Raw genomic sequence first — 14,795 nt, forward strand, 5'->3', positions numbered from 1 at the left:
GAACCCCTTCAAGTGCCGGCGCGTCGCTTGCACCCGACCGTCGGGCGTTGCTTCATCGCCTTCTCAACCTGTCGTGCAGATACGGTTAGTTTTTTGAGCTTTTTCTTTGCTCCAGCCACTCGCTCTTCTTCCGCGTAGGCGCGCGTGCAAGTCGTGTGGCACACCTGCTTGTCCTTTACGTCTTGCTCACTCTTGTTCATGCTCTTCTTCAAATAGTTCATATTTGCGACTTCAAGGCATTCTGTCGCGAGTGCGACCTGCGCTGGCGGGATGTCTAGGTTGTCGACGGTTGCGGCAACGCAAGTGTTCACGAAGTCGCCCAGCTTTCCCTCCGGGTTGTTGGCGATCCAGTTTCTTGCCTCAGCCGATTTGTAGTAGTGGGGCGTGTTGGTCGTCCTGCCTAGAACGGAACGTCCCTCAACGCCTGCCGAACGCGCTGTTGCGCCTTCGCCAGCGACCCATTTCGCCTTCATGCAGATGCATGGTGCCTCCCTGTCGTCGTATTTCTCGCAGCATTTCAGCACGAGGTCGCGCACGCCGCCCGCTGTAAAGAACTGAACCTCGACCGTGTGTTCCTTCTGCTCGCCCGGATCGCATTTCAGCTTGTTGTATGGCTTGATGCCGAGGAACGCGCATCTGGGATCGGATTCGTCGAGGATGCCGACCTTGGGCAAGGGAGGGCCACCGGCAATGGGCGACGCGTGGTCGTTCGACGAAATGTCGGAGAAACGGCTGATCGGCTCGCCATCCATGAACACGTTGCCGGACCAGGCGTGGGCGTACTCCTTGCCCGTGTTCACAGACGTAATGACGTTCTTCTTCGGCGCGCAACCCGCTTCGTTGCCGGTGCATTTGGTGTAGTAGGACTTGTTCTTCTGGGTAACCGTCTTGCCGCCGATCTTGACGGTGCTGGTGCCGTTATCGGTGTCGCTATCGGAGCCGAAGGTCGGGTAGGGCACCGGCACGCCCGGTGGTGTCGCTGGTGTCTGTGGCGGCGTGAAACAGACATAGGGGAACGCCGCTATGACCTGGTTTGCCTGTGCTTTGCAGGCAATCTCCAGCCCGTTGGCGAAGACAGTCATGCTGCGTTCCTCGAGCCGAACAGGGCGGCGCCGCAAGCTCCAGCGTCCGAAGAAGCTTCAATGAGGACTGGATTGCCGGCAGCGTAGCCTTTTCGAGCGGCGGTCCAGGCCATACCAACCATCAACGGCACAACGGCAGCTCCAATGTTGCCAAGAGATTCAGCTGGTGACCAAAGATCCTGAAATTCGTGCCGGCCACGCAGTAGGCGTAGCGTCACGAGCGCGGCCTGCTTGAACCAGTATTGCTCGCCGACGAGATCGGAGATGCGATAGCCGAGCCGGCTCATCTCGATGCCCGTTTCACGAAAGGCCGCGTCATAGGCTGATGTCATGCCGTACGCGCGCAGGGGCAGATCCTCCTTGTTGTAGATCGATGCCGCTTCGCGCGCGAGGCCAAGTCCGAAAAGCTGAAAGGCCCCGCCGTCCGAGCGTGTGCACAACACGGCCCCGGCTGCCTCTCCTGGGATAAAACCGTCGGAATTGTCGGCCGTCAGCAGGCGGCCTCCCATGAGATAATGGGAGATCGTCGGCGCGGTCAGGTAGCTGTCCACGCCGGCGATCATCACATAGGACACCTCACCGGAAGCCAGCAGCCGCCGGGCATGGTCGAAGGCGGCGTGTCCAGACGGACGTCCATGCGCCACGATACGGGAGTGGTCGTTGGGGGCGAGTTGGATGATGTCGCCGATCCGCCGCAACAAGGCCGAATTGTCGCGCACCGGTCGGCCGGGCCGGTCTTCTTCCGGCAGGCAAAGAATGAGCGCGGTTTGGCCACGTGCCTGTGGCACTGCTTCGAAGGCCTCGGAGATCGCACCGGCAGCAAGATGAGCCATACGTTTCTCGCCAATCCAGTTGCGCGGAAGCGGCACCGGCGCGCCGGTCAAACGAGCCTCTGGCGACTGGTGAAAATGCGTCTCCTGAAAACCATTCAACCGCGCCCGCATCGCGGCACAACTTGACGGCCCGTCGAGGCCAACGGCCGTCACCATGCCTATTGAAACGATATCGAGGCTGGCACTCATGCCGCCTCCGCGCCGTCGTCTTCGTGCAACGGAGTATCGAACTTGCGGATGTAGCGTTTGCCGGTCGCTCGAGCCAACAACATGCCGGGCGTAGGCAACCCTATCCAGCATTCGGAAAAATCAAGGATCGTGCGCTGCAGCCGCTGGGACAGACGCCAGACCAGCGAGAACTTCCGGCGCTCCGGATCAAACAGGATTGTGTCGGCCAGAACCAGCGTGTCGACCACCTTAGCTCCGTCCTTGAACAGCGCCATGGGCAGTGCCGTGTTCGGCAAGCGGAAACTCATGCGCCCCTCCGGCGTCAGGTTCACCAGTTGCACCTCTTCGCCGCCGCGCGGGCGGTCTATTTGCTGGTCTGGTGGCGCCATCTGGAAGTAGCGCTCGTCGAAGTCCGGCGGCAGGAACGGAAAGATGTTCTTGGTCCAGTTGTCGTCGTAGGTGCCGCCATACTCGATGCGCCCGGGCCAGCCGCGCCCCATCGGTCCAAAGCTCATGGGCGTGTAGTCGCCGAAAGGCGAACGGATTTCCTCGCCGACTTTTTGTGTGTTGGGTAGCCGCAAACCCGGAATGAAGCGCTGGTTCTTTGTGCGTGACCAGCCGGTGCCGACCGGGTTGGTGGAATAGACCCCCGGCAATTTGTCATCGGGGTCGAGCTTGTCGACGCCGCCCCAGGCATTGTCATAGCTGATCGGCAGTTTCAGGAACGGCTGCGGTGAGGTCGCGGTGAAGACCGGACCAATCGCGCGCCATTCGCGATTGCCCAGCACCTCGAAGAGTTTCGACCAGTTGCCGATCTTGATGCCGACAGGCACACGCTCGGCCGGCCGGCCGCCAGGCGCGTAGGCACAGCCATTGGCAATCACGTCGCAGCGAGGTTTGCGGAACGCAAAATCGGTTTCCCAGAGTGTGGCGGAATAACCCGGTTTGCCAGTTTGGGTGTCGGCGAAAACCAGAGGAACTTGTTCCGCCGATTTGCGCACGTCTCCGCCAGGTGTCTCCGGAAAATCGAAGGTCCCCTTCACCACGACGACGAGCCAATCGTGCCCTCCAACATCCGTTGCTGCCGTGAACTGGTGCGGGTAGCCCATCTGGTTCCAGATCTGCATCACCTGGTCTCCCAATTAGCGGCAAAGATTTGCTCCAGAGTCGCTTGCGGTGACAGTGGATCAATGTCGAAAATGTCCGAACCGGCTGTCCACATCACCATATCGCTGATGAGCTCGTCGCCCGGCTCGACAGGCGGCACGGGCAGTCCGGCCAGCGCGGCGTCTAGTTCGTCCGGCGTCAGCTCGCCGCCTTGGGCGGCGATCGCCACCTTTTCGATCTCGCCAAACCACGCATTGGCATAGGCAAGCTCGACGGGAGCCTCCGAAAGCTGCACGACGACGCTCAACGGGAACTGCCTGCCGACCCTGTCGGCGCTCTGCAAGATGATGCCTGCCGACGCGCCGACAAAGCCCGCACCGGTCAGGAACCGCAGCGGCGTGCTGTGCGGCCAGGGTTCCCAGCCAATGAGCGGGACGACATGCTGCGCCAGCCAGCGGTCCCAGGCGCGAACAAAATCTCCCGGCAGCCGCCGCGCGACAAAATCGCCAGTTGCCGGCATTTTGCCGTAAAAGCCGGGCAGGATCAGATCTGCGGCGGACATGAAAATTTCTTGAACATCTGCAGGTTGTAGGGATTTTCGACGCTGGCAGCCTTGAGTTGGAAATCGGCGTACATGCCTTTGGTGCCCAGGCGCAGGCTGTAGACGTCCGACAGCGACGTGCCGGTGAAGCGACCGCTACGCAACATTCTCAGCCATGCCCAGCTGCCGGTCTCGTTGAGCAAGATTTCGGGCGAGCCATCGATCGGCTGGAAGGCAAGCGAGATGACCCCTGTGCCATCCTTGCCGGGCCATGTCATCGGCTGCGGCCTCGTTGCATTGTTATAGTAGACGAGGTTCTGGCCATCGAGGTTGAGCGTCACGCGCGCAACATTGGGCGACAGGTCCTTCGGTTCGAGCGTGAAGCTCATCAGCGGGCCTGTACCGCCGGGAAAGAGATCATCGCGGATCCGTCTTGCCTGTTCGAACGCGGCCAGTGCCGAAGGATCGAGGCCGAAATCGGCGCGCCATTTCCATGGCTGCGCCGACGTGTCGACATAGCTGATCAGGTGGTCGTTTATGAAGTTGTCGATCAGCCCTGCCGGTCCGAACAGGCGGGCGAAGTCGCGAACATTGACGTCTACGGCGCTGTCAGGGCTGAAAGGATAGCGGTTGTTGAGTGCTGCCTGGCAGAACGGCAGGATGTCGGCTCGCCAGATGGCGTTGAGCTCCGAGGTGACCGCCTTCTGCGTCAGACCGCTGGTATCGCCGGCAATGCCGCCCAACCAATCGTCGATCGGGTCGGGCAGGATCTGCGACTGCCTGGCAACCGCTCCAGTCAGTTCTGCGAGGCCGCCCTGCTTCTTGATGGCGTCCTGAGGATCGGGATTGGCCGTTACCGTCTGCAGCACGTTGGACAGTGCGGTGAGCGCGACAATGGCGGCGTCGAGCGCCGGCGGCTGGCCCTCGACCTCGGCGATGGCACCCTTGAGCGGCTTGAAATGCTCGGCCACCAGACTGCCGGTAAGATCCACTTCGTCGGCGGAGCCCGCACGCGGCAAAAGCTTTGCTCCGGTTTTTACGATCTTGCCAAGCTTGCCCAGCTTGCCAAGCAGTTTCGAGCCACCTGCCGCCGCCTTGTCGTTTGCCGGCGCTTCATCGGATCGCGTAAGCTCGGTCTCCTGGACCACCGCGGTGACCAGGCGCTTCAGCGCGGAGTCGGCGCTTGAAAGATCCTTGAGGTTTTCACTGGCGACGTTTAGGTCGGTCAGTGGCGCAAGCCTCATGTCGCGCAGGAAGCTGTCCCATTGCGCGATATAGTCGTCGTAATAAAGTTTCAGAATATCCTCTGACAGCGCCGACACCGAGGTTTCGGAATTCTCCGAGCAACCGCCGGCGAACACCGCCCGGTCGAGTGCTGCCTGGGCGGCGACATCCTCGACCCGGTCGAGAATGGCGTCATGGAAGCCGGCATAGGTGAACGCTCCCGAAATGCCGACCCGCAGCGTCTTGTCCGAACGCCGCGCAAAGACCTTGGCGCCGTTTGGGCCGGCGAAGTTTGCAGGGATCCATTCCTTGAGCGCAGCCACCGCCGGGTCGGCCAGCAACTGCTTGTAGGCACGCGCCGGCAAGGAAATCGTGCAGACGGTTTTCAGTGCCTCTGCAACCAGTGCCTGGTCCGGGGTGATATAACTGGCGTCAACCGCCATGCGACGGATCGCGGCAAGCTGGTGCTCTTCCGCGTCAGCTGTCGGGAAGGGGGCCGCTGCCGCGAATTCGGGCAGACTATTTACCCACCAGTTCTGGGCGAAATCCGGATCCATCTGGGAGAGGCCGGTCATCATGCGATAGGTCTTCAGCGCGCCAAGCATGAAGTCCGGATCGCGGATCTGCCGCCACATCGTCGCCTCGAGCAGCGCCACCATGTGCGGCTCGAGAACGTTACGCAAAGCATGGTCGTAAGTGTCGGTCTGTGCCCGCACCAGTTCCGCCGAGGCTGATGGCCCCAGCAAATCCTGTGCTGCGCCAGGAGGCGGGGTGCGGGCATTTGCGACCTCTTCCATTGCACCGAGGGCGATATCGATCGCAGGCTGTTCTACCGATGCCGGGTTTGCCGCGGCCGAGGTCAATGGCGTTTGCAGCGCCTCGAACTGGCTTGCCTGGGCCGTGATCGCGTTGCGGTTGTCGTAATAGGACCAGGTGAACAGCCCGCTGACCAGCAGGGCGGCTGCGGCACATGCGGCAGCCGCGCCACGCCAGACCCAGGCGCGGCGGCGTTGCGCCAGCGGATCGAAGGTGCCGAGGCCGGCTTCCTTGAAGATGACTTCGGTAAGCAGATTCTTTAGGAAGAAGCTGCGTTTTTCGACACGCAGCGCGGCCAACGCCCGGCGCGGCGGAAGGCCGAAGGAGGCAGATAGCGCTGCGGTCAACCGGTCGATCGGCGCCCCTTCCTGGGTCGCCGATGTCAGATAAAGGCCACGCAGCCAGGGGGCCTCCTCATACCGGCTTTCCCCGAACATCGCCTCGACCAGTACCTGGATCGGCTCGGACAGGCTGGCGAGTTGGGCGGGAAACCTGAAGATTTCGGCGCGGGCGGCAAGCTTGTCCTCATCCTCCAGCCGGGGCACCAGCCGCCGCTCGAGCTCGGTTGCTAACGTCGCGATTTCCCGCTCGATGGTCCTTGCATCGACATGCGCGTCGAGTGCAAACGTGGTCCCCCAGACCTGCTCGCGCGCAGCCGTCGACAAACCGCCGAAGAAAGCCTCAAATCCCTTGATCAGGTCGGCTTTGGTCAGCATCAGATAGACCGGAAGGCGGATCTCGAGGCGATCGTTGAGCTCGGCCAGCCGACGGCGGATCTTGCGGCCATGCGCCTTGATGGCGTCGTCGCCCTCCGAAAGCACATCGATCGAAAGCGCGACGATCACACCGTTGAGCGCGCGACGGCCCCGGTGCTTCTTCAAAAGGTCGAGGAAGCCCAGCCACTCCACCGCGTCGACGTCGGGTTGGCTCTCCTGTTGGACATAGCGGCCTGCAGTGTCGATCAGAACCGCGCTCTCCGAAAAGAACCAGTCGCAATTGCGCGTGCCGCCGACCCCTTGCAGGTCGTCGGTCAGGTCGATCGGAAAGTTCAACCCCGACTGCCGCAAGGCTGTGGTCTTGCCGGTGGCCGGCGGCCCGACGATAACGTACCACGGCATCTCGCGCAGGAACTTGCGACCGCCCAGTTTGCGGCGCTTCAACTCGGCCATGACCTCGGCGAACTTGGCACCGACGGCAGCGACATTCTCTTCGCCGGGGCTGAGTGGCTTCTCCACCGCCGGCGCGGCGATTTCGGCGACGAACATCCGGTTGGCACGGATCGCCCGACGCTGGGCAACGATCAACCAGATCAGCCAGAAGATGACCAGCAGCGCGATGATGACGATGCGCACATTGTCCGAGGCGAAAGGGTCGTAGGGTCCGACCCTGACGATCGGCCCGAATACCCAGATCACCAACGAAAGCAGCGTGATGCCAATCAGTGTCCACAGCCAGCGCGATGTCAGGACCGCCCAGAGGAAGCGCAGGATGAACATCTCACAGCCTCTTTTCGACCAGCACCTCAACGCGCCGGTTCAGGGCCCGGCCCTCGCGCGTGCCGTCGTCGGCCACTGGATCCGTGGCTGCCCGGCCCTCGGAATGGACGCGTTCCTGCGGCACTCCGTTTTGTACCAGCATGTCGGCAATGGTCTGGGCGCGAGCCTCAGACAGTCGCTGGTTGGTCGACAGCGGATTGGTTCTTTGCAGAGGAACCCCGTCCGTATGTCCGACCACAGTGATGTTGCCGATCAGGTCACGATTGGCGAGGATCACCTTGGCGATCGAGCCGATCAGCGGCTCGAATCCTTCCGTCAGTGTTGGCCGCGACGACTGGAACAGTTCGGGGTTGGATGCCTGGATGACCAGCTTGGCCAGCGAAACGCTCTCCGTGCCGCTGAGAGCCGATCTGAGATTGCCCGGCGCCTCGGCCTCAAATTCGGGCAGCAGTGCAAAATCCACAGTCTCCGGCGGCGGGGCATCGACTGTTGGCGATATGCGCCTGATGTCGCCACGGGTCGGCGGCGGCAGGGCTCGGACCAGTGCTGAAAGCTCCACCGCCTGGCTGCTTAGGCCCATCGAGAGCCCGACATAGGTCGCGGTAGCGATGACCGCCACGGCCAGGGCCATTACCCAGATCGGAACGATGAAGCGCTGCGGCTCGTCGGATGCGATGACGCCCTTCCAGTTTGGTGACAGCGGGGCATTCTCGGCGTCGGAATCGCGCAGGAAACGTGCCGCGGCCACACGAACGGCATTGAGCGAGCGATCGCCCGACCGGCCGGGCACGCGATACTTGCCGCGAAAACCGAGTGCCAGGCAGTCATACTGGAGTTCGAGCAATTCGCGATCTCGGTTCGGATGACGTTCCAGTTCGTCGAGCCGTGTAAAGAACTGCGTGCCGGCGTCGACATCGCCCCGCAACATGACCACAAGCGGCTGACGGGGCCACGCGCTGGCCCCGCCCCAGGGCGTGTTCAGTGCCAGATCGTCGAGCAAAGCCGCCACAACCCAGGCTGCCTGATCGGCCCGTTCCATCGACGACCCCCCCGCCATTGCCGTGTCGCGTGCCCGAACCAGTTCTTCGAGCAGCCGGGTGCGTAACACTTCCGGATTCTCCGGTGGCAGCGCGCTCTCAAGCTCCGGCGCAAACTCGAGCAGGGGCGCGAAGGCGTTGACAAGGCCGTTCGGGTGGGTGCGCGAGCGTTTTACCGGCCCGCCCGGCAAGGATGCCGCCATCGGCCGCGGCATCGGCGTGCCGGTCAGCCTGATGCGAGTGCGTTCGCGATCCTCCGACAGTCCGAAAGGATCATCCCGGCTCATGGTTTCACCTGTTCACCGAATAGCAGTCCACCTGCGGTTCGCTCGGCAGTACACCCGAAACGCCAATGACGAAGCCTGGGGCACCGAGCAGCGATGCCCAGTGCTCGCTTTTCTGGTCGAGCTCAAGGCACAGCCGATCGCCGTCGTAAGGAATCTCGCGCGGTTGCGAATGAAGCGGTTTCAGCGGGATGCCGGGCAGGCGGGACTTCCACAGGCCCTCGAACTCATCCGCCGAGCCCACGGTCGCCTGGTTGACGAATATCTTGCGTAGCGCGTCCTCCGACAGTTCCGAACCGACCCGGATGACGATCCGGCTGGCTACCAGCAGCTTCGGATTGTCGATGCGGATTTTCCAAACATTGGTCGAATGGCGCATGACGGGCAGCGCGCGCGATTTCGGCTCGATGTAACGCAGGCTCAGGATCAGTGAGCGCAATGCATCCGCCAGCGCCGAAAACGGTGGGCCGGGCGCCATGTGATCGTAAGCCGGCAGCTCGCCCAGTCGCCGCGCGCTCGAGCCGTAGGTCGCCATCGAACCGGCAAGCCCGGCCAGTTCCAGATAGAGTTCGGCCGGATGGAAAACATCCTGCGCCAGCATATGGGCCAGGCGCGGACGCGCCGCGTTGGCGAGGTTGAGCATCAACAGGTCTTCGACGCTGCGCCCTGGCCCGCCCATGACCATCTTGCCATGCGCCTCGGCGATCTGGTCAAGGCCTGTGACGACTTCCAGAAGCAATTGCCGGTACCAGGCCACTGCACCAGTAACCAGGGCCGGTGGCAGGAATGTCTCGTCCAGCGAAACGCCGCCATCGGCGCGAACCCCCTTGATGTCGGCTATCGGCAGGGCGGTATAGCCGCCGACCGATTTGCCGGGTGCAAGCAACAGCGATTGCGGTCGGGCGATTTCGATTTCTTCGGGGTCTGAACCGCCCTGGACGGCATCGCGCACCGAAACGATCCGTCCATGATAGCGCGCGCCGCTGGGTGGCGCATGCGCGGGATCGAAGCCAACGCCGCCGGCCGGCTCGAGCGGCAGGGCGACCAGCACTGGGCCGGCGCCTGTATCCGGGGTGACCGGCAGCGGACGCGGCGCGTCCATCAGATCCGGAATGGAGAAGGGGGTTCCGTCAGGGAAAATGCCTCGTGCAGACAGGATCGAGATCTGGCCGGCATCGAGCAATGCCTTATCCAGGGTCAATTGCTGAAAGCCGAACGTGTGCAGCTGGCCGGCCTGCAACGCGTCGCGCACAGTCGCCTCGAAGAAACGGTCCTGCTGCTGGAAATGCTGGGTCCGCAGAAAAAGGCCCTCGGACCACAGCACCCTGTTTGCATCGCTCATCCGGCTACTCTCTGCATCGAGCTCCCCTTGCCTTGGCCGTCAGGCGGAAATGCCGCCGCTGCCGAGTGTGACATTGATCGTAAAGTTTGATCCGGGCGAAACCGATTTGGTCGTCCGCCAGTTTCGCCCGCCAGGCTCACGGATAAGTGCAACGAAGCCCAGGGCCGTCGCATCCGGTTCAACCGTAATGGTCTTGGTCGCGGTTTTTCCAGGCGCGACGGCAATCTGGTCGGATCCGATGAGATCACCTGCCAGTGCCGAGCCGGCATCCCCCTGCAAGGCAAAGTAGTCGGCGGAATTGAACTTACCGGTGCTGCGCAGCCGCATGACCAGCACCGTCACTGGCCGGTCGCCGCCGCCTGGTCCAGGGTTCATACCGGCCGCCCCTGTCAGCTTGACCGTGATGACCGACGGTTTTGGCGGCCCGGCGCTTTGACAGGCCGTAAGCAGCCCGGTCGCACCCAAGGCAACGATAAATTCGCGTCGATCGATCATGTGTTACTCCTCCTCATATGCATCCCGAAAATCGTCGCCGATTTCGCCGAGAAAGCTCTTTTCCGCGCTCTCGGCGATTTCACGATGGCGTTTCTGATAAAGCTCCCACAGCTTGGCGCCGCGCCCGCCCGACAACAGCGTGCCGATCGCGGAACTCGATTTCAGCTCTTCTTCGATGGCTGCCGGCTCAAAACGGTCGACCATCCGCCGCAAGGCGGCCTGCACGCCGCGCCAGGCGCGTACGTGATGTTGTGCGAGGTCGCGAACCGCATCCGCGATAGCCGCTTCGCCGGCCAGAAATCCGGGGCTGCGTTCGGCGATAAGCGTCACGATAGCGTCGTCGACCGTCGGCAGAAACTTGAGTGGATTGACCTCGGAGGCTCCGACCATTGTCTGCGCAACGCGAGCATTTCCCTTTTCTTCGGCACGCTTGCGTAGCAGCTGCATCAATCCTTCCATCATAAGCCGATATTCGCGGCCGAACTTCTCCATCTCGGCGACGGCATCGCGTCCGGGAAAATCGGCTTCCGCGATGCCCATGCCGCGCAGGAATGCGGTGCGAAGCGCCATTTCGGCGTGCTGCCTCGCAGGCGGCTGGCGGGCGGGGCTGGCGGCTGGGCCTGCTCGCATTGGGGGAGGGGCATCTGCCGCTCGCACGGGCACGTCCCAGGGATTGGCCGCTTGCAGTGGTTGGGCGTCGCGCTCGCGCTGACCGGTCGAGCCCGCATCGCGTCCCGGGCTGGGGGCCGCGGCTGGCCCAAAACCGAAGTCGTCATTGAATTCCGGCAGCTTTGCCGTCGGGGGCTCCGTTGAGCCGTTGGGGAACGATCCCGAGTCGAGGCCGGATGGGTCTGTCTGGTTGGGCGCGCGGGCTGGTCCTGCGGTGCCTTTGGATACGGGTGTTGCGATCGGATCGAGGCTGAACGGGTCATCGAAAGCAGGCGAGCTGCGCTGTCTGGAATTGGCCCGTTCGAACGCACCCGGGATCGGCTGCTCGAACGGGTTCGGCAGCCCGGCTGGACGTGGCCGCTGCGGCTCTTCTTCCACGGTGGCTGAAAAGAAATCGTCACGGCCGATGCTGACCGGCGCCCGAGACGCCGGCGGGGAGCGCTCCGGAACTGGCCCTGCGGCTGCTGCTGCTGTGGCTTGGGCACTCGGCGTCTGCAGATCGACATATACGACGTAATCGCCCAGTCTCAGCCGCATGCCATTGCGAAGACGCGTCGACTTGCCGGCACCGAGCGGGCTGTCCGAGTCGTCTATGAACAATCCGCTGCTTGACGTATCAGTGACGAAATATCCGTCGCGCCCACCAGTGATCCTGCAATGGGCGCGCGAAACGAACATGTCGGGATCGTCGATCTGCCAGCCGGCGTCCGCGCTGCGGCCGATCACCAGTTCCCCCTCGTCAAGCCGGGTCTGCCGTACCGCCTGGGTGCGTGGCCCTTGCTCCAGCGTCAGCAGCAGACTCATGCCGCGACCTCCGCCCCTTCCTGCCGCCAGCCGACTAATGTCCGCAGCCGCATGTCGTCAGCATCGCCCCTTTCAGCGGGCCGCGCAAGCCACGCGGTCCGGGCGAGTTGGACGGTTCCAATACGCGGCGGCGGAACGGCATCGCGCGCCAGCACGATGCGCAGATCGACGTCGAGCGATTCGCCGACCATGTCGCTAACGGCCTGCTTGAACAATTTGAGGCGCTGACCGCCCGGCAGGAACGCCTTGAACTCCTCGTAGCCCAGTGGGCCGACACGGAGCTCGATCCTGCTTTGACGGTTGAAGACACGCGGACCGATCGTTGCTCCCCGGCCGAGCGCTACGTAGGCTTTGCCTAGGCGTGTCTGGAGCGCGGCTGGTATGGTCATCCAGGCAGCGATGAACTCCCTGATCTGGACCGGCACCTTGAACGCCTCCGCCAGGAACAGCGTCAGCCGCTCGGGGCCGTCGACCTGATTGGCAAGCGAAGCTGCCTGGCGCAGCTTCACGGCGTCCAGTTCGGGATTGTGGGTGCCGGGAAGCCCTATCCCCGCCATGGCTTCGAGCATGGCGCGAACGCGCCCGCCTGCCGCGCGCTCGACCTGAACCGCCGGATGCGCATCCGCCCAAGCCCTGTAATACAGCGCGATCATCCGGTTCTGAAGAATGTTGACGAAGTCCATGAAGGTTGTGTCGCTGGTCTGCTGCGCATCGGCGCCTGTGAACCAGCGTTGCGACAGGCGATCTAGCACCCAGCGCGTCAAATGCAGGGGCATCGGACCTTCAGGTCCCATCAGACCAATGTTTGCGACCGTAACCCGGGCGGGCGCTTTGTCAGTCGCTTCGCGGAATTCTGCCAAGTCCTTGGCGGAAAAGCTGAGACGGACATGCTGCCCGAGCCGCGAGGGTTCGCGCTCCGGCGGGCCGGAATAGCCGAACAGCCCGCCTCTCCGTTCGAGTCGCCGCAACAGCTCGAAGAAGTCGAACGCATCCGACAGCTCTTCGGACCGGCCAGGCTTGTCTAGATCAGGTAGCGATTGCCGGGCGTCATCGGCCATGGCACATCCTCCTGCTTCTGCAGCAGCCATGTGCGGGTTCGCACAAAGCCGTTTATCCCGGCATGACGGGCAAAGAGCCGTGCCAGCAGGGCCGAAAGCAGCAAGGTGCTTTGCCCCGCCAGGACCGATTGATCGACATGCAATGTCACCTCCGTGCCTCGTCCGAAGCACATCGGCCCATCGATCTGCAGCCGCTCGATGACCGACCGGGAGTCGATGCGTACGATCGAGTGCACATTGCGGGCGAGGCTCGGGTCTCCCCTGTCGGCGTAAAGCTCAAGCAGCGCATGCAGCGGCTCGACGCCGCGACCTTCCTTTGCAAGGCTTAGAAAGTTGAGCGCTAGCTGCGCTACAAGCCGCCAGGCGAGATTGTCGGCTCGCGATTCACCCGCCGCGCCCGCCGGCAGCGCTGCGGGGATGGCTGGGCGAGGCGGGCGCAATGCGCCGAGAAGCCGGATCGTTTCGACCGGATCGCCGGCTTCCAGCGTCAAGGTAGGGTTGTCGTCAAGGATCGGCAGATCGCGGTTGGTGCAGAGCGCCACGATGTCGACGCGCTTCAGCGGCCGGTTCGGTGGACTTTCCGCTGGGCGTGAAATCGCCAGGAAAACGTCATCGCCCGTGTATGAAGTGCGGGTGAGGCCATCGCGCCGTTCCTCCTCCGTCGGGCGGCGTGGGCGCCGTTCGGTGGAATAAACCCAGCCGCTGCCGCGGTTCTGTCCCAGGCTGAAGAGCTCCGGGATTGTGGCGTCGCTGCCCTCGCTGTCGGCGTCCTCGACGCGGATAACCCGATAGATTTCGAAGTCCCGCGCTCGCGTGCGGTCGGCATGCAGCACCTGCCGCGTTTTGCGCGGATCGAGCTCGACGACGTTGCACTCGCGTTCGAACAGATTGATGATCGGGGTTGCGAAAAGTTCAAAATCGGCCGCCATCAGATCGGCAAGTTCAGGCGCCGGACGCCTGAAGATGAAGATGATCTCGAGCTCGGCTGTGCATCTGCGCACGATGGGCTGCAACCCCGAAACCCGAGCATAGTGAAAGCGCTCCGGCATCATGAAATGTTCGCGCAGAAGACGATATCCTTCGAAGGTCGGACGTGTACGAGGCATCAGAGCCTCGTCGTCGCTGATGCCGACCATTTCGGGTGCCGGCAAGGCCGATATTGGGTTGGTCTTGCCTCCCGGTCGTGCACCAACGGCTGAGCAGGCGCCGAAAATCGCATCGAAAAGCAGCGGTGCCTTGGTGCGCGCGGCAAAGTAGAGATCAAGCCGGTCGAGCGACAGTTCGTCGAGCTTGCCTTTTCCAGTACGGGCCAGCGTGATGCGAAGCGCCGCCTCGCCATCGACACCGCCGATCCGCGTGATGCCGGCTGCCGCCAAGGCGCTGCGATCCTGAAAATACCCGACCGAGGTGATGGCTATCGGCCACAGCGTTATGTCCTGGGCAGTCGTGAACGTGCAACGCGTCGACAGGCCAGGCTGGAGGCTGGAGACCAGCCGCGTATTGCGCTTGACGACATGGCCCGCAATCATCGTCTGGACTTGCTGGCCGGGTTTGAGCACCACCATGGCCGTTGCCGGCGCCGGCGTGACAAGATCGGGATAGAGAACATCAAGGACGGCGCGCGAGAAACGCGAGCGTTCCGCATCAACCTTGAGCCGGGTCCGCGCGGCCAAGAAGGCAACACCGTCAAGCAGCCGCTCGACATAGGGGTCCGGACAGGGGACCGTATCTAGTGAAAGGTTGCGCGCCACCGCCGGATGCAGGTCGGCAAATTCTGCCGCGAGCGCACGGATATGGGTCAGTTCCTCCTCGTAATATTCTACGAAGACCCGATCCATC

Annotated in this window: 11 protein-coding genes; all 11 read right to left on the bottom strand. The window is 63.0% G+C overall.

What is annotated here, in order from left to right; genetic code table 11:
* Positions 1–8: 8 nt before the first annotated feature.
* The 11 genes from NKH37_RS26285 to tssF are packed head-to-tail and all read right to left on the bottom strand — an operon-like array spanning position 9 to position 14,794.
* The gene (locus tag NKH37_RS26285) at positions 9–1,082 is read right to left on the bottom strand and encodes a PAAR-like domain-containing protein (RefSeq protein WP_352641598.1); all 1,074 of its coding nucleotides are present in this window, start codon (positions 1,080–1,082) and stop codon (positions 9–11) included.
* A complete protein-coding gene (locus NKH37_RS26290) occupies positions 1,079–2,104 on the bottom strand; it encodes a beta-ketoacyl synthase N-terminal-like domain-containing protein (RefSeq protein ID WP_353041775.1) in 1,026 nt (341 codons plus the stop codon). The genes NKH37_RS26285 and NKH37_RS26290 overlap by 4 nt, the downstream gene beginning before the upstream one ends.
* Positions 2,101–3,210, bottom strand: coding sequence for a DUF2169 family type VI secretion system accessory protein (locus tag NKH37_RS26295; RefSeq protein ID WP_023720332.1), 1,110 nt, complete (start codon positions 3,208–3,210; stop codon positions 2,101–2,103). Before NKH37_RS26295 ends, NKH37_RS26290 begins: the two co-directional genes overlap by 4 nt.
* On the bottom strand, positions 3,210–3,752 hold the full coding sequence (gene tagF, locus NKH37_RS26300) for a type VI secretion system-associated protein TagF (protein WP_352641602.1): 543 nt from the start codon (positions 3,750–3,752) through the stop codon (positions 3,210–3,212). Before tagF ends, NKH37_RS26295 begins: the two co-directional genes overlap by 1 nt.
* The gene (gene tssM, locus NKH37_RS26305; protein WP_353041777.1) at positions 3,734–7,267 is read right to left on the bottom strand and encodes a type VI secretion system membrane subunit TssM; all 3,534 of its coding nucleotides are present in this window, start codon (positions 7,265–7,267) and stop codon (positions 3,734–3,736) included. Before tssM ends, tagF begins: the two co-directional genes overlap by 19 nt.
* 1 nt (position 7,268) lies before the next feature.
* Positions 7,269–8,591 (bottom strand): type IVB secretion system protein IcmH/DotU, encoded by a 1,323-nt coding sequence (icmH, locus tag NKH37_RS26310; RefSeq protein WP_023720335.1) that lies wholly within the window; start codon positions 8,589–8,591, stop codon positions 7,269–7,271.
* 4 nt (positions 8,592–8,595) lie between these two features.
* On the bottom strand, positions 8,596–9,930 hold the full coding sequence (gene tssK, locus NKH37_RS26315) for a type VI secretion system baseplate subunit TssK (protein ID WP_353041779.1): 1,335 nt from the start codon (positions 9,928–9,930) through the stop codon (positions 8,596–8,598).
* A gap of 39 nt (positions 9,931–9,969) precedes the next feature.
* Complete coding sequence (gene tssJ, locus NKH37_RS26320) at positions 9,970–10,425, bottom strand: type VI secretion system lipoprotein TssJ (RefSeq protein WP_023720337.1); 456 nt, start codon at positions 10,423–10,425, stop codon at positions 9,970–9,972.
* A gap of 3 nt (positions 10,426–10,428) precedes the next feature.
* Positions 10,429–11,898: a type VI secretion system-associated FHA domain protein TagH gene (gene tagH, locus NKH37_RS26325; protein ID WP_352641608.1), complete on the bottom strand. Its 1,470-nt coding sequence runs from the start codon at positions 11,896–11,898 to the stop codon at positions 10,429–10,431.
* Positions 11,895–12,956, bottom strand: a complete 1,062-nt coding sequence (tssG, locus tag NKH37_RS26330; protein ID WP_353041781.1) for a type VI secretion system baseplate subunit TssG — start codon at positions 12,954–12,956, stop codon at positions 11,895–11,897. Before tssG ends, tagH begins: the two co-directional genes overlap by 4 nt.
* Positions 12,920–14,794: a type VI secretion system baseplate subunit TssF gene (gene tssF / locus NKH37_RS26335; protein WP_023720340.1), complete on the bottom strand. Its 1,875-nt coding sequence runs from the start codon at positions 14,792–14,794 to the stop codon at positions 12,920–12,922. Before tssF ends, tssG begins: the two co-directional genes overlap by 37 nt.
* Position 14,795 lies beyond the last annotated feature (1 nt).

It is taken from the genome of Mesorhizobium sp. M1217, from assembly GCF_040318275.1.
Classification (GTDB): domain Bacteria; phylum Pseudomonadota; class Alphaproteobacteria; order Rhizobiales; family Rhizobiaceae; genus Mesorhizobium.